Annotated in this window: 15 protein-coding genes; 5 read left to right on the top strand and 10 right to left on the bottom strand. The window is 63.9% G+C overall.

Annotation, left to right across the window (positions count from 1 at the left end):
- Window positions 1-41 precede the first annotated feature (41 nt).
- The gene (locus ACFC25_RS12060; RefSeq protein ID WP_376045362.1) at window positions 42-2,639 is read right to left on the bottom strand and encodes a Tex-like N-terminal domain-containing protein; all 2,598 of its coding nucleotides are present in this window, start codon (window positions 2,637-2,639) and stop codon (window positions 42-44) included.
- A gap of 123 nt (window positions 2,640-2,762) precedes the next feature.
- Between ACFC25_RS12060 and ACFC25_RS12055 the strand changes: the two genes are divergently transcribed.
- Window positions 2,763-3,080 (top strand): hypothetical protein, encoded by a 318-nt coding sequence (locus ACFC25_RS12055; RefSeq protein WP_337350427.1) that lies wholly within the window; start codon window positions 2,763-2,765, stop codon window positions 3,078-3,080.
- A 197-nt stretch (window positions 3,081-3,277) separates the two neighbouring features.
- On the opposite strand, the gene ACFC25_RS12050 is transcribed toward ACFC25_RS12055, so the two are convergent.
- The gene (locus tag ACFC25_RS12050; protein WP_376045360.1) at window positions 3,278-4,348 is read right to left on the bottom strand and encodes an alkene reductase; all 1,071 of its coding nucleotides are present in this window, start codon (window positions 4,346-4,348) and stop codon (window positions 3,278-3,280) included.
- A gap of 137 nt (window positions 4,349-4,485) precedes the next feature.
- Window positions 4,486-6,213, bottom strand: coding sequence for a purine-cytosine permease family protein (locus ACFC25_RS12045; RefSeq protein WP_376045357.1), 1,728 nt, complete (start codon window positions 6,211-6,213; stop codon window positions 4,486-4,488).
- Window positions 6,214-6,433: 220 nt separating this feature from the next.
- On the opposite strand from ACFC25_RS12045, the gene ACFC25_RS12040 reads away from it, so the two are divergent.
- The 3 genes from ACFC25_RS12040 to ACFC25_RS12030 all read left to right on the top strand — a co-directional run bounded on the left by ACFC25_RS12040 (window position 6,434) and on the right by ACFC25_RS12030 (window position 8,353).
- Window positions 6,434-6,868 carry a pyridoxamine 5'-phosphate oxidase family protein gene (locus ACFC25_RS12040; protein WP_376045355.1) on the top strand — a complete coding sequence of 145 codons (435 nt, stop codon included), beginning with the start codon at window positions 6,434-6,436 and terminating at the stop codon, window positions 6,866-6,868.
- 20 nt (window positions 6,869-6,888) lie between these two features.
- Window positions 6,889-7,362 carry a very short patch repair endonuclease gene (locus ACFC25_RS12035; protein WP_376045353.1) on the top strand — a complete coding sequence of 158 codons (474 nt, stop codon included), beginning with the start codon at window positions 6,889-6,891 and terminating at the stop codon, window positions 7,360-7,362.
- Between the two features lie 580 nt (window positions 7,363-7,942).
- Window positions 7,943-8,353 (top strand): Hpt domain-containing protein, encoded by a 411-nt coding sequence (locus ACFC25_RS12030; RefSeq protein WP_337346404.1) that lies wholly within the window; start codon window positions 7,943-7,945, stop codon window positions 8,351-8,353.
- Here ACFC25_RS12030 and ACFC25_RS12025 read toward each other — a convergent pair.
- Complete coding sequence (locus tag ACFC25_RS12025; protein ID WP_337346403.1) at window positions 8,326-9,099, bottom strand: response regulator transcription factor; 774 nt, start codon at window positions 9,097-9,099, stop codon at window positions 8,326-8,328. The genes ACFC25_RS12030 and ACFC25_RS12025 overlap by 28 nt on opposite strands.
- 102 nt (window positions 9,100-9,201) lie before the next feature.
- Between ACFC25_RS12025 and ACFC25_RS12020 the strand changes: the two genes are divergently transcribed.
- Window positions 9,202-10,857: a sensor histidine kinase gene (locus ACFC25_RS12020; RefSeq protein WP_376045349.1), complete on the top strand. Its 1,656-nt coding sequence runs from the start codon at window positions 9,202-9,204 to the stop codon at window positions 10,855-10,857.
- A 28-nt stretch (window positions 10,858-10,885) separates the two neighbouring features.
- Here the strand turns inward: ACFC25_RS12020 and ACFC25_RS12015 are convergent, their stop codons facing one another.
- The 6 genes from ACFC25_RS12015 to ACFC25_RS11990 all read right to left on the bottom strand — a co-directional run bounded on the left by ACFC25_RS12015 (window position 10,886) and on the right by ACFC25_RS11990 (window position 19,214).
- Entirely contained in the window at window positions 10,886-12,082 is a 1,197-nt protein-coding gene (locus tag ACFC25_RS12015) for an McrC family protein (protein WP_376045530.1), read from the bottom strand.
- A 166-nt stretch (window positions 12,083-12,248) separates the two neighbouring features.
- The gene (locus ACFC25_RS12010; RefSeq protein ID WP_376045346.1) at window positions 12,249-14,474 is read right to left on the bottom strand and encodes an McrB family protein; all 2,226 of its coding nucleotides are present in this window, start codon (window positions 14,472-14,474) and stop codon (window positions 12,249-12,251) included.
- A gap of 70 nt (window positions 14,475-14,544) precedes the next feature.
- Entirely contained in the window at window positions 14,545-14,784 is a 240-nt protein-coding gene (locus ACFC25_RS12005; RefSeq protein ID WP_376045344.1) for a PLD nuclease N-terminal domain-containing protein, read from the bottom strand.
- A gap of 76 nt (window positions 14,785-14,860) precedes the next feature.
- Window positions 14,861-15,277, bottom strand: a complete 417-nt coding sequence (locus ACFC25_RS12000) for a thioesterase family protein (protein WP_337346399.1) — start codon at window positions 15,275-15,277, stop codon at window positions 14,861-14,863.
- Between the two features lie 146 nt (window positions 15,278-15,423).
- Window positions 15,424-17,484, bottom strand: a complete 2,061-nt coding sequence (locus ACFC25_RS11995) for an ABC transporter ATP-binding protein (protein WP_337350340.1) — start codon at window positions 17,482-17,484, stop codon at window positions 15,424-15,426.
- A complete protein-coding gene (locus tag ACFC25_RS11990) occupies window positions 17,481-19,214 on the bottom strand; it encodes an ABC transporter ATP-binding protein (RefSeq protein ID WP_337346397.1) in 1,734 nt (577 codons plus the stop codon). Before ACFC25_RS11990 ends, ACFC25_RS11995 begins: the two co-directional genes overlap by 4 nt.
- Between the last annotated feature and the right edge of the window lie 52 nt (window positions 19,215-19,266).

The raw sequence follows: 19,266 nt of genomic DNA, 5'->3' as shown, positions 1-19,266 counted from the left end.
CGCCCGTATTCGCTTGAGCGCCTTAGCGGAAACGGAACCAGCTACTTGCCGAGTCCCGCCTTACGAAGGGCCTCCGCCATGGCAGTGTTCACCGGCGCAGGCTTCGGCGCCGACTTTGGGGCAGCAGTCCGGCCGCCTGCCGGCTGCGGGGCCTTCCCGCGATCCTGACGGCCTGCCTCAGGCCGCCCACCAGCCCCACGGCCGGCTTCCGAACGCCCACCAGCCCCAGGGCCGGGTTCCGAACCCCCGCCAGCGCCACGGCCTGCCTCAGGCCGCCCACCAGCCCCACGACCGGCTTCCGAACGCCCACCAGCCCCACGACCAGCTTCCGAACGCCCACCAGCCCCACGACCAGCTCCCGGCCGCCCGCCAGCCCCACGACCGGCTTCCGAACGCCCACCAACCCCACGCCCGCCGGATGGTGAGGGTTCGTCGTCGAGCCTCAGTGTCAGGGAGATACGCTTCCGCTCGGGATCGGCTTCCAGGACCTTGACCCGCACCACCTGGCCGGACTTCACCACTTCGCGCGGATCGGACACAAAGCGGTTGGCCAGCGCCGAGACATGGACCAGCCCGTCCTGGTGCACTCCGACGTCGACGAATGCGCCGAAAGCGGCCACATTGGTGACGGTCCCCTCAAGCACCATGCCGGGCTTGAGGTCCGAAATCTTTTCGATCCCTTCGGAGAACGTTGCGGCGGCAAACGCGGGCCGCGGGTCCCTGCCGGGCTTGTCCAGTTCAGCCAGGATGTCCTGGACCGTGGGCAACCCGAAGGTCCCGTCCACGAACTCCCGGGGATCAAGGGACGACGCCGGCGCCGAACCGGCAGCCACCAGGATTTTCCGCGCCACTGCGTAGGCCTCCGGGTGCACGCTGGAGGCATCCAGCGGCTCCGCTCCCCCGGTGATCCGCAGGAAGCCCGCGCATTGCTCGAACGCCTTGGCGCCGAGCCGGGGCACCTTCTTCAGGTCGGTGCGCTTGGCGAACGGGCCGTGTTCGTTCCGGTACGCCACAATGTTTTCGCTCAGCAAAGGCCCGACGCCGGCCACGCGGCTCAGCAGCGCGGGCGACGCCGTATTGACGTCCACACCCACCGCGTTCACGCAGTCCTCCACCACTGCGTCCAGGCTGCGGTCCAGTTTCGACGCCGTCACGTCGTGCTGGTACTGCCCTACCCCGATGGACTTCGGATCGATCTTGACCAGTTCGGCAAGGGGGTCCTGCAGGCGCCGGGCGATGGAGACGGCTCCCCGCAGGGACACATCCATCCCGGGCAGTTCAGCGGCTGCCAGCGCCGACGCCGAATATACGGACGCCCCCGCCTCGGAGACCACCAGTTTCTGCGGTTTCTTCTCCCCGGCCGGCAGCAGCTTGATCAGTTCCGCGGCCAGCTTGTCAGTCTCGCGTGACGCCGTGCCATTGCCGATGGCCACCAGTTCAACGTTGTGCTCCCGCGCCAGCCTGACCAGCGTGGCCAGGGCCTCGTCCCACTTCCGGGCCGGTGCGTGCGGATACACGGTGTCGGTGGCAACCACTTTGCCTGTGCCATCCACCACGGCCACCTTCACGCCGGTCCGCAGGCCCGGGTCCAGCCCCAGCGTGGCGCGGTTGCCGGCGGGTGCCGCGAGAAGAACGTCGCGCAGGTTTGCGGCGAATACCCGGACGGCCTCGTCCTCGGCGGCGGTAAACAACCGTCCGCGAAGGTCGGCCGTCAACCGGGCAAGTACACGTGAGCGCCACGCTAGCTGGGCAGTCTGCATCAGCCAGGCGTCGGCGGGCCGACCCCGTTCGGCGACACCAAGGCACCTGGCCACCGCATTCTCGTAGCGGGCACGGGCGGCAGCGAGCGCGTCGTCGTTAGTCGGATCTGCCTCAACAAGATCCAGTTCCAGGACACCGTCCTTCTCGCCACGCAGCAAGGCTAGGACGCGGTGCGAGGGCATCCCGGAAGGCGCCTGCGCGAACTCAAAGTAGTCGGCGAACTTCTGCCCCTCCACCTCTTTGCCCTTCTTGACCCGCGACACCATCCGGCCCTGAGTCCAGAGCCGGTCCCGCAGGGTGGCGGCAAGGTCCGGGTCCTGGGCGACACGCTCAACCAGAATGGAGCGGGCTCCGGCGAGCGCGGCAGCGGCGTCGTCTATGGAGTGCTCTAGGTTCAAGTACTTGGCGGCCTCGCGTTCGGGGTCCAGCTCCGGCCGCTTCAGCAGCACGTCGGCGAGCGGCTCCAATCCGGCTTCCCGCGCGATCTGCGCTTTGGTGCGCCGCTTGGATTTGAAGGGGAGGTAGATGTCTTCCAGCCGTGATTTCGTGTCCGCGGCAAGGATGGCCGCCTGCAGTTCCGGTGTCAGCTGTCCCTGCGCGGCAATCGCCTCAAGGACCGTACGACGGCGGTCTTCCAGGTCCCGGAGGTAGCGCAGGCGTTCGTCGAGGTCCCGGAGCTGCGTGTCATCCAGCGTCCCGGTGGCTTCCTTGCGGTACCGGGCGATGAACGGGACGGTGGACCCGCCGTCGAGCAGTTCCACAGCAGCCTTGACCTGCCAGGTTTTCACACCAAGTTCGGCGGCGATCTGGGCGTGGATGGCGCTGTCCAGTGTTGGGGCGGATGCGGGGGCGGACGGGGCGTGCGGGAGTTGGGTCACCAGAACATTTTGCCCTACGGGTCTGACGGTCTCCAGCGACAGTCTCCACCAAGGGCCGCGCCAGCCCGGGTATTCCGCTACGGGCCGTGAAGTGCTGTAGTGGAGTTGCCGTCACAGGTAATCATTCTCGAGGAAGAGGCCACCATGCGGGAACTGCTCATCGTCTTTCAGGAAGGATTCGACGAGGCCAACATCACCGTCATGGTCAACGGCAAAGAGGTCCGTCGAGACGTCGGAGTTTCCACCAATCCCCTTCTCGGGGAAGCGTTTGAAGCATCAGTGGAGTTGCCCGCAAAAGGGGCACAGGTGGGCGTGGAGATCACCAACAGGGGCCTGAAAGGCATCCTCAAGGTTAGCGGGAAACCCAAAAGCCTGCTCGTTTCAATCGAGGACGGCAAGCTGGTGATGCGTGAGGGGACGGGCCGCGAGGCATTCCTCTAGCGAAAACCCTAGCGATAATCCATTCGGTGGAATATCATGTAAGCACCGCCCGGACCCCAAGGGATCCAGGCGGGCCAATCATAAAATGAGCCAAAAAGCCGTCGGATGGCTTCTTGGCGCGCGCTGCCGGGACAGCACACCGTGCAGCCAGCGACGGCGGCACCCAAGCGGGTGCCGCCGTCGTCGTTATGTGGCTGTCAGCCTTGGTACGCGGGGTAGTCGGTGTAGCCCTTGGCACCCTCGCCATAGAAAGTGGAAGCATCCGGCTCGTTCAGCGGGAGGCTTTCCTTCCAGCGGCGGGCCAGGTCAGGGTTGGCAATGGCAGGCCGGCCCACCACCACGGCATCGGCGTGGCCGTCGGCCACCAGGGCCACGGCCTCGTCGCGGGTAGTGACAACACCGAAGCCCGTGTTCACCAGGAACGTCCCATCAAAGCGTGCGCGGAGGTCCTGGACCAACTCGCCGGTGGGCTCGTGGTGCAGGATGCTCAGGTACGCGAGGTTGAGCGGCGAAATGCTGTCCAGGAGAACTTCGTAGGTTGCGCGGACATCCGCCAGGTCCGTTTCGGCGATCCCCTGGACATTGTGCTCCGGTGAGATGCGGATGCCCACACGGTTGGCGCCGAGTGCTGCGACTACGGCATTGACGGTCTCAATGACAAAGCGCGCCCGGTTCTCCGGCGATCCGCCATAGCTGTCATCGCGGATGTTGGAGTTCGGCGCAAGGAATTCGTGCAGCAAGTAGCCGTTGGCTGAGTGCAGTTCCACGCCGTCGAAGCCGGCCTCGATGGCGTTGCGGGATGCGGTGACGATCTCGCCCATCACGACGGGCAGTTCGTCGGAGGTGAGCGCGTGCGGTACCGGGTAGGGCTCCTTGCCCGACGGGGTGCGGACTTCACCTTCAATGGCGACGGCACTGGGGCCAACGATCGGATGGCCTCCGGTGATGTCCTGGTGGGACACGCGCCCGCCGTGCATGACCTGGGCAAAGATCCTGCCACCTTCGGCGTGAACTGCGTCTGTGACATGCTTCCACGCGGCGACCTGCTCCTCGGTGACCAGCCCGGGCTGGCCCGGGTAGGAACGGCCGGCAGGGCTCGGGTAAATACCTTCGCTGACGATAAGGCCCAGGGACGCGCGCTGGCGGTAATGCTCGACGACGAGGGGGCCGGGCACACCTTCCGCACCGGAGCGGAGGCGGGTAAGCGGTGCCATCACCAGGCGGTTGGGGAGTTCGAGCTCGCCGAGGGTCAACGGGGAAAACAGCATGCGCAGTTCCTTTCAGAAATGAAGTGGTACTGCCCTGCCCAACTGACTGGCGTCTGCAACTATTCCGGTTGTGATTGGGAACACGGTGGGCGGCCCTTGCAGTAAGCACGGGCCGCCCACCGTGGAAACGTCAAAAACTACGTCTGGGCCGGCAAAACCAACTTCCCTGTCTTATCGGTCGAAAGGGCAAGCGAGGACACATACTGGGGTTCGCCGTCGGGCCCGTCCTGGGCCGAGCGGATCATGTCCGGACGCTCAAACTCCAGCCCGGTGACATGGCAGGGCAGCTTGTCCTCGCTCGGGTTCCCGTTGGCGTCAAACATTGGCAGGTCAATGCCGTCGTCCGTGCGCCGCAGGTAGTACTTTCCATGGGTCGCCAGCGCCAGGACCGGAGGCAGGACCAGCGCCAGCCCCACGGCGAAGATCGGCGAGAAAGGTTGGATAGCGCCACCGAACGCGCCGAAGAACACCGCAATGGAGATCCCCGCGGAGACCAGCATGGAGACGAACCCCACCGGGTTCACCGCGTACAGCATGCCGCGCCGAAACTCGGCCGTCTTCGGAGAGATCTTGAGCAGGTACTTATTGATGGCGATATCGGACGCCACGGTAACCACCCAGGCCATGGCGCAGTTGGCGTAAAAGCCCAGGATCGTGTTCAGGAAGTCGAACATATTGGCTTCCATCAGCACCAGCGCGATGACCAGGTTGACCACCACAAAGACCATTCGGCCCGGGTAGGTCTTGGTGATGCGTGTGAAGCTGTTGGTCCAGGCCAAGGACCCCGAATAGGCATTCGTAACGTTGATCTTGATCTGCGAGATAACCACCAGCACCACTGCCAGCGTCATGGCAAGCCACGCCGGCATCATCTCCTGGTAGACGCCCAGGAACTGGTGGACGGGCTCGTTTGCGTGCACTGATGCTGCGGGGTCGAGCGTGGCAATGAGGTAGATGGCGATGAACATGCCAACAATCTGTTTGATGGCCCCGAAGATCACCCAGCCCGGCCCGGCCAGGATCACCGCCCGCCACCACGCGCCTTTGTTGGCCTCGGTCCGCGGCGGCATGAATCGCAGGTAGTCGATCTGCTCGGCGATCTGCGCCATCAGCGACAGGCAGACCCCTGCTGCCAGCATCACTGAAGCAACACTGGGTCCTTCTGCCCCTGATTCGCCGGTGTAGGCGAAGAAGCTGTCGACGCTTTCCGGGTGGGAGATGACCAGGTATCCCACCGGAACCACCATCAGCAGGAGCCACAGCGGAGTGGTCCACACCTGCAGCTTGGCCAAGGTGTTCATCCCGTAAATGACCAGCGGAATGATGATCACTGTCGACGCCGCATACCCAAGCCACTGTGGGATGCCGAGCCCCAGTTCCAGACCCTGCGCCATGATGGAACCCTCCAGCGCAAAGAAGATGAACGTAAATGTGGCAAAAATGACGTTGGTGACCACGGATCCGTAATAGCCAAAGCCGGAACCGCGTGTGATGAGGTCCAGATCGATGTTGTACCGGGCCGCGTAGTAGGCGAGCGGAAACCCTGTTGCAAAGATGATGAGCGCCGCAACCAGGATGCCAAAGACCGCATTCGTGGTGCCGTATGCAATGCCGATGTTCGCCCCGATCGAGAAATCGGCCAGATACGCAATGCCGCCCAGGGCGCTCGTGGCAACTACGCCCGCGCTCCATTTGCGGTATGAACGCGGCGCGAACCGGAGCGTGTAATCCTCCAGGCTCTCTTTGGTTGCGCTGAGGGCGGCCGTGTTGCCCGCCGTCGGGGTTTGCCCCGGACCGCGGCCGACGGCGGCACTTCCGGGCGCGGTTGGGTCCAGCAGTCGCGTGCTCTCCAGGTCATTACTCATGTGAGTGCGTCACTTTCCGTGCGGGGACAACGTTGGTGGAACGTCTCCTGCGACCGTAGCCAGCAAGTACGACGGATTCGTCACGATATTGTTTCCACTCAGTTACACCTTTTGACTGCGTTGTGAAGTTATGAATGAAGGCGTCACCCGGGTTAGGGCAAAGGATGCGAATTCTCCAAAGCCCTAGCCATTTTCTACGCAACGTAGAAGAATAGGAGCCATGATGTTCAACCACACCGACGGCAACCCCGTCCTGGAACTTGACGACGAGCAGTCCTGGCAGCTCCTTGACGCCACCAAGCACGGCCGGCTGGTGGTTTCAGTAGCGGGCGAGCCCGACATTTTCCCGGTCAACTACCTAACCTCGGACCGGAAGATCTATCTGCGGACGGCGCCCGGAAATAAGCTGGCGCAGCTCACCATCAACTCCAGGGTCCTGTTCGAAACGGATGGAGTCCTGTCCGACGAAGCGTGGTCCGTCGTCCTGCGGGGAACCGCCCGGGTCCTGACCAACTCCTCGGAGCTCGCCGCAGTGGAGGAAATGGGGCTCAAGAGCTGGGTCCCCACACTCAAGGATTTCTACGTGGAGATCGTGCCCACGTCCCTGAGCGGCCGGCATTTCCAGCTTGGCGAGCAGCCGGAGCGCGTCATCTAGGGGCTGCCTAGACTGGAGGTATGGCGGACAGGCTGACCCCCGAGCAGCGGAGCTGGAACATGTCCCGGATCAGGGGCAAGAACACCAAGCCCGAATTGCTGGTCCGCCGCCTCCTGCATGCCAAAGGCTACCGATACCGCCTGCATGGCGGAGCGGGCAAGGTCCGCCTGCCGGGCAACCCCGATATGGTCTTCGCGGGCCGCCGCAAGGTCATCTTCGTCAACGGCTGTTTTTGGCATTTCCATGACTGCAGGGTGGGCCAGCATGCCCCCAAGGCGAACGCCACCTTCTGGGAAGCCAAGCGCACACGCACCAGGGACCGCGACGCCGATCAGCGCAGGCAGCTTGAAGACGCCGGGTGGGAGGTATTGACCGTGTGGGAATGCGAGCTGAAGGACGGGTCCGCCCTCGAGGCCCAGCTCGTCCAGTTCCTGGGCGGTGCCATAAGCCAACGGTCCCGTAAGCCGCCTGAAGGGAACTTGAGGCGATCTTGATCCTTTGCCGCCGCCCATATTGAGTACCGGCAGCAAGGATGGAATCCCTGTTGCCGCAATCGTGCGGCCAAGGGATCAACTATGGGGAAGGAACGTGTGCCTTTCCCGCCCATGCGTGCTACGAAATCCCGGCCAGCTACGAAGAGCCGGCTAACTGCACCTGGCCAGCAAGGCGGAGCTGAAGGCCCCTGCGGAAGAAACGCTGCTGTTGATGCGCCAGTCAGCTTCCTTCTCCAGCTGCTCCAGGCGGCGGACGTCCCCAGTTGTAGCCGTCCAAAGCCACGATATCCACATAGGCCGACCAAAGCGGCACCCACGCCAAGCGAGAGAACCACGGTTTTCAACACTCGAAACAAGGCGATCAATTCCCCACAATCGAGTCGTGGCCCGGGCCACGAACAGGCAGTGCTGGCGGCACCGGCGTGATCCTAGATGGAAAATCCGCAGTCTCATCAAGAAAGCCACAATTCTTTTCCAAAACCCTTACAGGGCGGGGGAACAGACCTAATCTGAAGGAGGAAAGATGGCTCAACCCACCTCCGCATTTCCGGAGCGGGAGGCCCCAGCGGAAAGGACCGTCATGACGCAGTCTGATGATGCAGGGCGGCCGCTGGTGGACCAGTCTGTCCTGGACAGGCTGCGGGAAGAACTGGACGAGGACGAGGGCTACTGCACGGTCTTTGTCGGGAACTTCATCGACTACCTCCCGTATCGGATCGGCCGACTCCGCCTGGCCTTGACCACGGGCGACTTGAACGGTGCAGTGGACGCCATCCTTAGCCTCAAGACTTCAAGCCAGATGGTGGGAGCGGAGCGATTGGCCGGGCTGGCGCTGGATTTGGAGAGCGCCATCCGCAGCGACTCAGCCCACAGCGACGTCGCAGTTGTCCTTCCCCGGCTCGCGGCGGCATACCTCAAAACCATCAATCAGTGCAGCCGTCAGACCCTGCACCGCCTCCAGGCTCAGCGCTCGACCGGCGCCAGCCGGTAACCAACACCCCGTACCGTCTGAAGCCAACGCGGACGCTGCGGCGAATCGCCCAGTTTTTTCCGCAGGTTTCCCATGTGGACTTCCACTGACCGTTCGTCGGCCTCGCTAATGTAACTGCCGACGTCGTAGTCCTCGTCCCTGAGGCGCCTCACCAAATCTGATTTGGTCCGGACAGTCCGGCCCGCCTCCAGGAGGGCGTACAGGAGTTCGAACTCGGTGCGGGTCAGGTTCAGCTCCTGCCCATCCACCGTCACGGAGCGCGACGCGTAGCTCAGGTCCAGCCCGTTGTGGGTGTAGTTGCCCCGGCCGCTGGGATTGGGCTCGGCACGGGTGGCCGCGTCGGCGGCGCTTGCGGCATCTGCCGGCTCGGCGGCGGCGCGCGGGCGGCGCATCATCGCAGCCACACGGGCCCGCAACTCCCGGGGGCGGAAGGGTTTGGTCAGGTAGTCGTCGGCGCCGGATTCCAGGCCGATCAGGGTGTCCAGTTCATCGGTGCGGGCCGTAAGCATCACAATGTACGCATCGGAGAATTCCCGGATTTGGCGCGACACTTCAAAACCGTCAATGTCCGGCAGCCCCAAGTCCAGCGTGATGACGTCCGGATTCAGGGTCTTTGCCGCCAGGACACCTTCAGCTCCGCTTCCGGCTACGGTCACGTCAAAGCCTGCCTGCGTCAACACTGTGCGCACCAGTTCCCGGATGTCCTGGTCGTCTTCAATAACCAGGCCCACACGTGGATCACTCATTACAGCCCCCTCAGCATGCTTGACACCGTCTGAAGTATATAGCTGGCTGCCGATATCCTGCTGTCATGCGTCTTGACTTAATCGAGCCTCCGGCAACTGACCATGAGTGAGCCCGTTGCATGGGCCACGGGCCGCCTGAAATTCTTCCGGCGTCCCTTCCACGAATACCGGCTAACGGACCGCGTTGCCCTGAGCCAGATGCCTCTGTTTGTCACCACGCTTTTCACAGCGTTCCTGACATGGGCGTTTTTCCCTGAGACCATGGACAACCCGCTTTTTGTGGCGTTCCTGGTTTCGCAACTGGTACTCATGGCGCTGTGCTACCTGGTGCCGTGGGAACGCCTGCCGTACACCAGCTTCCTGTTCATTCCGCTCCTGGATTTCGTCTCCATCGCGGTAGGCAGGGAGGGCGGCCAGGAGAGCCTGACCGGCATCAGCCTCCTGGCGGTATTCCCGGTGATCTGGCTCTGCGCCTCAGGATATTATCCGAGGGCCTCACTGTGGCTCTCTTTCTTCGCCCCGTTGGCCATCATCTGGGTACCGCTGCTGCTCCGCGGGGACGTATCGGGCCCCAGCTTGTCCAGGTCCCTGCTCCTGCCCGTCATGATGCTGGGAATCGGTGTATCAGTGAGCGTCCTGACCCTGAGCATGATGCGCCAGCAGCGCACCCTGGAGGAGAAGGACGAGCAGCTCCAGGCGAGCCTGCGCAGTACAAAGCAGCAGGAAGCGCTGCTCAACACCGTTCTCGACACCGTGCATCTGGGCGTCCTAGCGGTGGACGCCGACGGCCATGACATCCTGATGAACCGGAAACAGCGTGCCAACCACGAGCTGGCCCGGCCAAAGGACATCGAGGACCCGAACGAATCCCAGCTGCTGGTCTTTGCGGCAGACCGCATCACACCGGTCCCGGTGGAGGACCGGCCGGTGCGCCGGGCCGTCCTGGGCGAGACCTTCACGGACTACCTGGTCTGGCTGGGTTCAGGCAAGGAACAGCGCGCGATCACCACCAGCGCCCGTGCCATGAAGGACGCTGACGGGCAGTTTGCCGGATCCGTCATTGTCTTCGGCGACGTGACCGACCTGGTGAACGCGCTGGCCGCGAAGGACGAGTTCGTCTCCAGCGTGTCCCACGAATTCAGGACGCCCTTGACATCCATCCTGGGGTACGTCGAAATCCTGCTGGAGGACGATCCCGGAGATGACCAACTTGGGCCCTTGGAAATCATCAGGCGCAATTCTGAACGCCTGCTCACCCTGGTGTCCGACCTCCTGGTCAGCAGGCAGGGCCAGCTGATCGTGTCGCCGAACGCTGTGGACGTTGCGGAGCTGGTACGCGCAACGGTGTCCGCCGCCCTCCCCAAGGCTGATGCCTCCCGCGTAGTGCTCAAAGCCGATACGCCCGCGCGGCTCGATGCCCATGTGGACGGCCCCCGCATCTCCCAGGTGCTGGACAACCTCGTATCGAACGCCATCAAGTACTCCCCTGACGGCGGCAACGTAGTGGTCTCACTGGAACAGGAAGCCGGCCACCTGACGTGTCGGGTCAGCGACACCGGGATGGGCATGAGCCCCGACGATCAGGGCGAAGTCTTCGCGAAGTTCTTCCGCACCAGCAACGTGCGCAGGACTGCCATTCCGGGCGTGGGCCTGGGCTTGCCCATCAGCAAAGCCATCGTGGAAGCCCACGGCGGGACCATTGAGGTCGATTCCTCGCTGGGAAAGGGAACCACTTTCACGTTCCGCCTGCCGGTCTAAAACGCCCGCCGAAATTCTCAACGGGCGCTTAGCCTCCCACCCTGGAGGCCCGGACCACTTCGCCCCAGGACTGCCGTGCCAGGTCCGCCACCGCTGCCAGGATCTCCGACGGCGGCCGGGAAAGGTCCAGCGGAAACTCAACGACGTCGATGTCAGTGTTGAGGATCCGCCGAAGCTTCACCTCGCCCGAGCCGGCGTAGACCAGCCAGGCCGTAGGCACCCTCAGAGCCGTGCAGTAGGCGAGCATCTGGTAGTGGTCAGCGGACAGTGACGCGCCAAGGTCTGAGGCGGCCTTGTACTTGGCGTCATAGACCACCACGGGACGCCCGCCCAAAAGATGCACCGCGTCCGGCCGCACGGAGAGCCGGTCGGCGTCGTCCACTGCTTCGCTGAGGAGGGCGTTGTACTGCAGCCGCAGCTCCCCGGGGTATGCCGTCATGGCTCCACGGAGGGCTGCTCCCACGAAGTCCTCAAACACCTGGGCCATGTCCACCACGAACGACGCCGTCTGCTGCTTCCCCTCCCCTGCCTCCGCGGACGCGTTCCGCAGGATCAGCTCCGCGAGCCGAAGCACGGCCTGGTAGCGGACGTTCATCCTGCTGGGGGACCACGGCGGCAGCGGCGCGCCGGAGGGAAGGCGCGTCACGGCGTCGAGCTTGCCCTTGAGCTGCCGCAACCGGCTCAGGACCTCGGGACGGACACCAGGGACCTTGCCCATGCGCTCCAGCGCGGCCCGGAGTATTCGGTTTTCGGCGATATCCTCCGTGAACTCGTCGTAGGACACCTCCAGCGGAACCAGCATGCCGGGGCGGCGGGAGATCTGGTCCGAAATCCGGATCCTGCCCTTCACGGTCCGGAGCGACTCGTCGACGTTGAGGTAGCCCTGGAGCACTCCGCGCCCCAATGAGCGTTCGGCGAGCTGGGCCAGGGATTCGGCCAGCGCGCTCCATAGATCGCGGTCCTCCGCTGCGGCGACAGAATCGTTCCGGAAGCCCTGGTTGCCGGCGTAGCTGAGCAGGAACAGGAGACGGCTAAGGCCCAGCCGGTCCTTGGGACGGACGTCCAGCTGGACCGTGGAGGTGCGGACTGAGCCTACCTTCCCCACCGGTTCGATCCGGTAGAGGCCCATGCCCATCGGCGAGGCCTTCGCGAGGCCGCTGGAATTCAGGAAAGCCGCACTGGCAGCATCGAGCCGGTCCACTATGCCATTGGACAGTTCGTCCAGGACCAGGTGCCTCGGAGGGTTGCCGGGTCCCCGGCGTCCAGCGCCTGGCTGGACGGTTGCTGTTCTGAGCGCCTGGCCTGCGGCTTTTCCGGCCAGCCCTCCTGCGGGCTCTCCGGCTGCATTTCCGGCTGCCCGTCCCGTTGCCAGCGAGGGGGCCTGGGCCGGCCTAGCTGGCAGCAAGGCGTCCCAGCAACTGGTCCAGCCCGAAGCGCTCCTCAAGCTGCGCCCGGGTCAACTGGCCGTGGTAGTGCTCCTCGAGGAGCGGCATCAGCTCGTACTTCCAGATCCGGCGCAGCCCGGCGGGGGTCTGGGCGGCAGGCTTCATGAAGTACGACGGCCCGATCATCAGGTCCCGGTCCCACTCATCGATCGCGGCGTTCAGGGCGTCCAGCAGCAGCGCGGGCGTGGCGTCCAGCTGCCGGGCCTGCAGGAAGCGCAGCAGCGAACCCCGTACGGGTTCGGTCTGCGGGTGCAGTTCGATAAAAGCGAAGCGGCGGCGGATGGCCGCGTCCATCATGGCGATGGAGCGGTCGGCCGTGTTCATGGTGCCGATGATGTAGAGGTTGTCCGGCAGGGTGAACGGCTCGTTGGGGCTGTACTGCAGGTAGATCCGGTCGTCGCGGTATTCCAGCAGGAAGTACAGCTCGCCGAACACCTTGGCGAGGTTGGCCCGGTTCATCTCGTCGATAATCAGGAAGTAGGGCTTCTTTTCGTTCCCAGGTTTGGCGGCCTCCTCGGCCAGCCGGCGCAGCGGTCCGGCGACGAGTTTGAAGGACACCTGGCCTTCGTCGGTCTTGTCCGGCCGGTAGCCCTCGAAGAAGTCCTCGTAGGCGTACGAGGGGTGGAACTGCACCAGCTTCACGCGCTCATCCGTACTGTCATCAGCGAGTTCCGCGGCGAGATGCTTGGCCAAGTACGTCTTGCCGGTGCCGGGCGGGCCGTAGAGCACCAGCTGGCGGTTCTCCTCCAGCAGTTCCGCGATCTCCTGCAGCGGTTCCAGGTCCATGTGCAGCGAATCGGCGAATTCGCGCGTCAGCGGACGGAAACCCTCCTGGTGGGGAACGGCGGCGGCAGCACCGGCGTCGTCGTCTTCCGGTTCCGCCTCTGCGGGCAGCAGCGCCTGCAGGGCCTGTACAACCTTGGTGACGTCCACGACGATCCCCGGTGTGGCGAGCTGACGCTGCACATGGCGGGGAAGGTCGGTGGTGGTGTGGGCTTCGTCGAACCAGCGCACCTTGCGGCGGATCCGGCGGTTGTCGTCGTTGTACTCGGGCTCCCCCAGCACGACGCCAAGCCGCACCTTTCCAGAGCTCTGGTACAGGACAAGGTCGCCCGGTTTCATGACAGTGAGGATCGCAAAGACCGCGGTTTTGGTGTCCTCGCGTTCGACGTAGCCGAGGTGCTTGTAGTCCTCGTCCACGGCGTGCTGCACCAGCCCGGCAGTCACCCCGGCGTCAAGAAGCCGGAGATGTTCGACGTCGAGCGTCACCTTCTCCTCCCCCTGCCAGGCGGCAAGCAGCTCGGCGTTATCGCTGTGGGTCCGCAGCAGCCACGCCCGGCGGCCGGGATCGCCCACCTTCCGCCACTGGCTCACCAGCTGGCGGGCATACCAGTCGATGCGCTGCCCCGCCTGCTCGTCCAGGTGCAGCCTGATGCGGTGGATGTCCGCCGTGATGTCCTCGTCGGTGTCGCCTTTCGCCCCGCCCACCAGGGACGCGAAGGCGTCCCGGATTTCCTGCCGCTCCACGTCGGCAACTACCGGCTCGAAGTAGCTGGGCCACGCCAAGTATTCGATGCTGCGCCGGATGGCGGGCTGGTCCCCGGGGGTGCCGGCCGCAAGCTCGTGGAACTTCAGCGGATCCTTGAGGGCCTTGCTGATGGCGGCCGGAATTTGCTGGTCCACATGCTGCACAAAACGGCAGAGCCACTTGAGGTGGTCCCAGATTGTCCAGTTGAATTCTGCTGTGCGGTCCCTGATGACGCCGTGGTCCGTCATGCCCTTGTACAGCTCCTCGGGCAGTTCCAGCGGCGGCTCCAGCCAGGACGCAGCCTCCGCCACCCGGGCACGCTTGACCTTGAGCGATTTGACCTCGTGTGCCAGCGGCAGGGACTGGAGGAACAGGAGTTCAACGGCCAGTTGCTTGGCAGCACGGGACGAGTCCTGGAGGTTCTGGCGCAAGTTGGTCATCATGGGCGCCTTGGGATCTGGGACGCCCCGGTCCAGGCGGTCGTGCAGTTCAGCGGCTGCTTCCGATGTCCAGGTCAGGGTCAGGCCGTCCAAGGCGGACGGCTTGCCCTGCAGGCCCGGCCCGAGCACAAACCACGCCGCGTCCTCAATCTCCTGGGAGATACCAAGGGCGCGGGGCATGGCAGTTTTAGCGGTCGGGGTCATGGGTTCAAATTTACAGGCTTAAGCTGAACGCCCGCTCCAAGGACCCTGACCCCGGCGCACCCGGACGTGCCTACTTTCCCGTCACTGTCCGCTTCCGGCCGAAGATAAAGTACCCCATGGGACCGATGAAGTTGATCAGGGCGGCCATCCGCCAGGCTGCCTTGGGCCCATTAATGAGCTCCGCCGGGCGCTTCGAGATATCCCGCTGCGCAGCCACCATCAGCGCCATCTGGGCGATCCCGATCAGCACAGTTCCTGCCCGCGCCGCCGGTGGCATTTCTTTCCAGGTCTTCTTTTTCAGCTTAGCCATGGTTAAAGCTCCTTAGTCCGGGCCATCAGTGGCCCAGGTCTTCAGTTTCCGGTGTGGACAGGACCAACGCAACGGCTTAGGCGGCGAACGGTGCCATCCGGTCTTTTTGCTCCTGCGTCAGCCTGACCACGCGCCCAGTGGCCTCGTCAACAAATGCCAGGTGGCTGCTGGCACGGACGCAGTCCTCACCGGTGACGGGGTCCTGGACAAGGTAGTGGATATCGAAGCTGGCGCCCTTAATCGCTCCGACCCACACCTGGACCACGGCCGGGACATTGCGGTATTCCAGGGTCCTGACATAGCGGATCCGGTGATCCACCACCAGCGCCATAACGCCTTCTGGTACGTCGTTGAACAGAGACACCTCAGGCTCGATGCCCGGCAGCCCGGCACCGCGTGGCGGCCCGAAGGCACCAATCCGCGCCTCCTCCAGCATCCGCACTATTTGGACGTTGTTGATGTGCCCATAGGCGTCCATGTCGCCCCAGCGCATGGGGACCAGCACCTCGATGCGCCGGGGTGCTGCCTTGTTTTCGGCTGCGGCCGTTCCGGTGTCGGCCGGGCCGGCCGCCGGTGTTCCTGCGGCCGTGTCTCCGGCCGCAGGCGCACCAGTCGCCCGCGTACCGGCCTCCTGCGCGGTCAGCTGTGCACCGCCGTCGAGTCATCCACGGGCGATTCCTCAGCATTCGCTCCGGCGAACTGGGACATGTAGAGCCTGTAGTAGGCGCCCTCGGCCGCGAGCAACGTCTTGTGGTTGCCCTGCTCCACAATCTTCCCGTTCTCCATCACCAGGATGGTGTCGGCGTCGCGAATCGTGGAGAGGCGGTGAGCAATCACGAAGCTGGTCCGGTCAGTCCGCAGCGCGGCCATGGCCTTCTGGACCAGCAGTTCCGTGCGGGTGTCCACAGAGCTGGTGGCTTCATCGAGGATGAGCAGCGACGGGTTGGCCACAAACGCGCGGGCGATGGTGATGAGCTGCTTTTCGCCGGCGCTGACGTTGTTGCCTTCCTCGTCGATCACCGTGTTGTAGCCCTCCGGCAGCGCGCGGACGAAGCGGTCCACAAAGGTGGCCTTGGCTGCTGCCATGACCTGCTCCTCGGTGGCGTCCAGGTTGCCGTACCGGATGTTGTCGTAGATGGAACCGCCAAAGAGCCAGGCATCCTGCAGCACCATGCCCACCTTCGAGCGAAGCTCGGAACGGCTCAGGGTGGTGATGTCCACGCCGTCCAGGGTGATGGACCCGGAGTTGAGCTCGTAGAAGCGCATCACCAGGTTCACCAGTGTCGTCTTGCCGGCGCCGGTGGGCCCGACGATGGCCACCGTGTGCCCGGGCTCAGCCGTGAAGGACAGGTTCTCGATCAAAGGTTTGTCCTCGGTGTAGCTGAACGTGACGTCCTGGAACTCCACATGCCCGTCGGTCTTGGCCGGAAGGTGGTCGGTGGCGGTTTCCGCATCCTGCTCGTCGGCGTCCAGGAATTCAAAGACCCGCTCCGAGGAAGCCACGCCGGACTGGAGCATGTTGGCCATTCCGGCCATCTGACCCAGCGGCTGGGTGAACTCACGCGAGTACTGGATGAACGCCGTGGCATCGCCCAGGGACATGGATCCGGAGGCTACGCGGAGGCCGCCCACCACGGCGATGCCGACGTAGCTGAGGTAGGAGACGAATTGCATCACCGGGAAGATGATGCCGGAGACGAACTGGGCGCCGAAGCTTGCCTTGTACAGGGCCTCGTTACGTTCCTCGAAACGCTCCAGCATGTCGGCGTCGCGGCCGAAGACCCGCACCAGGTCGTGGCCGGAGAAGGACTCTTCGATCTGACCGTTCAGAGCGCCGGTGTTCTTCCACTGCGCAGCGAAGAGCTTCTGGCTGCGTGATCCGATGATGCCGGCGGCGACACCTGACAGCGGCAGGGCGATCAAGGCAATCAGCGCCAGCTGCCAGGAAACGATGAACATCATGACCACAATGCCGATGACCGTCAGCAGGGAGTTGATCAGCTGCGCGAAGGCCTGCTGCAGTGCCTGCTGGATATTGTCGACGTCGTTCGTCACCCGGGACAGGACGTCGCCGCGCTGCCGGGTGTCGAAGTAGTTTAGCGGCAGCCGGTTCAGCTTCTTTTCGGTGTCGTCGCGAAGCTGGCGGATGACCTTCATGACAATGCGGTTCAGGACGTAGCCCTGCAGCCACAGGAAGATATTGGCCACAAAGTACATCAGCAGCACGATGGCAATGAGGAAGGACAGCTTCTGGAAGTCGATGCCGCTTCCGGGCACCAGCTCCATCTTCGAGATCATGTCCGCAAAGTTGTCCTGCCCCTGCTGGCGGAGCCCTTCCACGAACTCTTCCTTGCTCGCGCCGGCGGGGAGCTGCTTGCCCACTACTCCACCGAAGATCACGTCCATGGCCTGGCCCAGGATCTTGGGGGCGATAACGTTCAGGACCACCGCGACCACCACCAGGGCAACCACGGCGTAGATGCCAGCAGCTTCGGGCTTCAACAGCCCCATCAGGCGCTTGGCGGAGGGCCAGAAGTGTTCCGCCTTCTTGGCGGGGACGCCGCCAAACATGTCGCCGTCGGCCTCCGAGGGTTTGTACTCCTCCTCGAAGAATTCGTCGTCTTCCAGGACCTCGGGCGATGCCACGGAATCCGGCGTTTCGGTGGACGAGCCTGCGGAGTCTTTCTTAGGGGCGCTCATGCCATTTCCTCCACGCTCAGCTGGGATTCAACAATTTCCTGGTAAGTGGGCGAGGTTTCCAAGAGTTCCTCGTGGGTGCCCCGGTCCACGATCCGACCGTTGTCCAGGACCAGGATCTGGTCCGCCTCGGTAATGGTGGAGATGCGCTGGGCCACGATGATCACGGTGGCGTCGGCGGTAGTCCGTTTCAAGGCCGCACGGAGCCTGGCGTCGGTGGCTACGTCCAGCGCCGAGAAAGAGTCGTCAAAGAGGTAAACCCTGGGCTTCGTGACCAGTGCCCGTGCAATGCAGAGCCGCTGCCGCTGGCCGCCGGAGACGTTGGTGCCGCCCTGGGCAATGCGGGCGTTGAGCCCGTTCTTCTTCTCGCGGACAAAGTCCTCACCCTGGGCCACGTGCAACGCGTCCCAGAGTTCCTGGTCGGTGGCCTCAGTCTTGCCGAAGCGCAGGTTGTGCTCGATGGTGCCGGAGAAAAGGTAGGGGCGCTGCGGCACGAGGGCCACGCGCTTGGTGATCTCGGCCCGGTCCAGGTTGGCCACGGACACACCGTCCAGCAGTACCTCGCCCTCAGCGATGTCGTAGAGGCGCGGCAACAGGGACAGCAGCGAGGTTTTTCCTGCACCGGTAGACCCGATGATCGCCACGGTCTCCCCCGGCTTCGCGGTGAAGCTGATATTACTCAGCACCGGCGACTCAGCACCGGGGTAGGCGAAGGTGACGTTCCGGTATTCAACCACGCCGGCCAGGGTGGCGGGAGTTTCCGGCCGTTGGGGGTCGTGGATGGAGGGTTCGACGTCGAGCACCTCACCAATGCGGTCCGCGCACACCGAGGCACGCGGGATCATCATGGCCATGAACGTGCCCATCATGACCGCGATCAGGATCTGGAGCAGGTACTGCAGGAACGCTGTCAGGGCGCCCACCTGCATCTCACCGGAATCAACGCGCTGACCGCCGAACCACAGTACGGCGGCGGTGGACAGGTGCAGGATCATGCCGATGGCAGGGAACATCAGGACAAACAGTGAGCCGATCTTCAGCGACACGTCGGTCAGTTCCTTGTTGGCCTCGCCAAAGCGTTCAGTTTCATAGGGTTCGCGGACAAAGGCGCGTACCACCCTGATGCCGATGATCTGTTCGCGCAGGACAGCGTTGATGCGGTCGATCTTCTTCTGCATGGAGCGGAAGAGGGGCATCAGCCGGACTACCAGGTAGCCCACCACGACGATCAGCACAGGTACGGAGACCCAGACAAGCCAGGACAGGCTGATGTCCTCGCGAAGCGCCATGATGATGCCGCCGATGCACATAATGGGCGTGGCCACCATGAAGTTCAGCCCCATCAGAACCAGCATCTGGACCTGCTGGACGTCGTTCGTGCCGCGGGTGATGAGGGTGGGCGCGCCGAAGGTGTTCACATCCTTGGCGGAGAAGCTGGTGACCTTTCGGAAGACCCCACGGCGCAGGTCGCGTCCCATGGCCATGGCCGCCTTGGAGCCGAAGTACACACCGGCAATCGCGGTTCCGACCTGGATAAAGGCGACCAGCAGCATCACGCCGCCGGTCCGCCAGATGAAATCCGTGTCCCCGCGGGAGACGCCTTCATCGATGATCTGGGCGTTGAGGCTGGGAAGGTAGAGCGCCGCGATGGTGGACGCCAGTTGGAACACGATGACGGCAACGATGTACGGCAAATACGGCTTGGAATAGCGCCGTATGAGGGTGAGGAGCATGCCCACGGATCCTTAGGGAGAGAGCGCGAAATGGTGTGGATAAGTACTAGCA

Origin of the sequence: Pseudarthrobacter sp. NPDC055928 (assembly GCF_042270935.1) — a bacterium.
Lineage (GTDB): Bacteria > Actinomycetota > Actinomycetes > Actinomycetales > Micrococcaceae > Arthrobacter.
The sequence above is the reverse complement of the archived record's forward strand: the minus strand, read 5'-3'. Positions and strand labels throughout refer to the sequence as shown.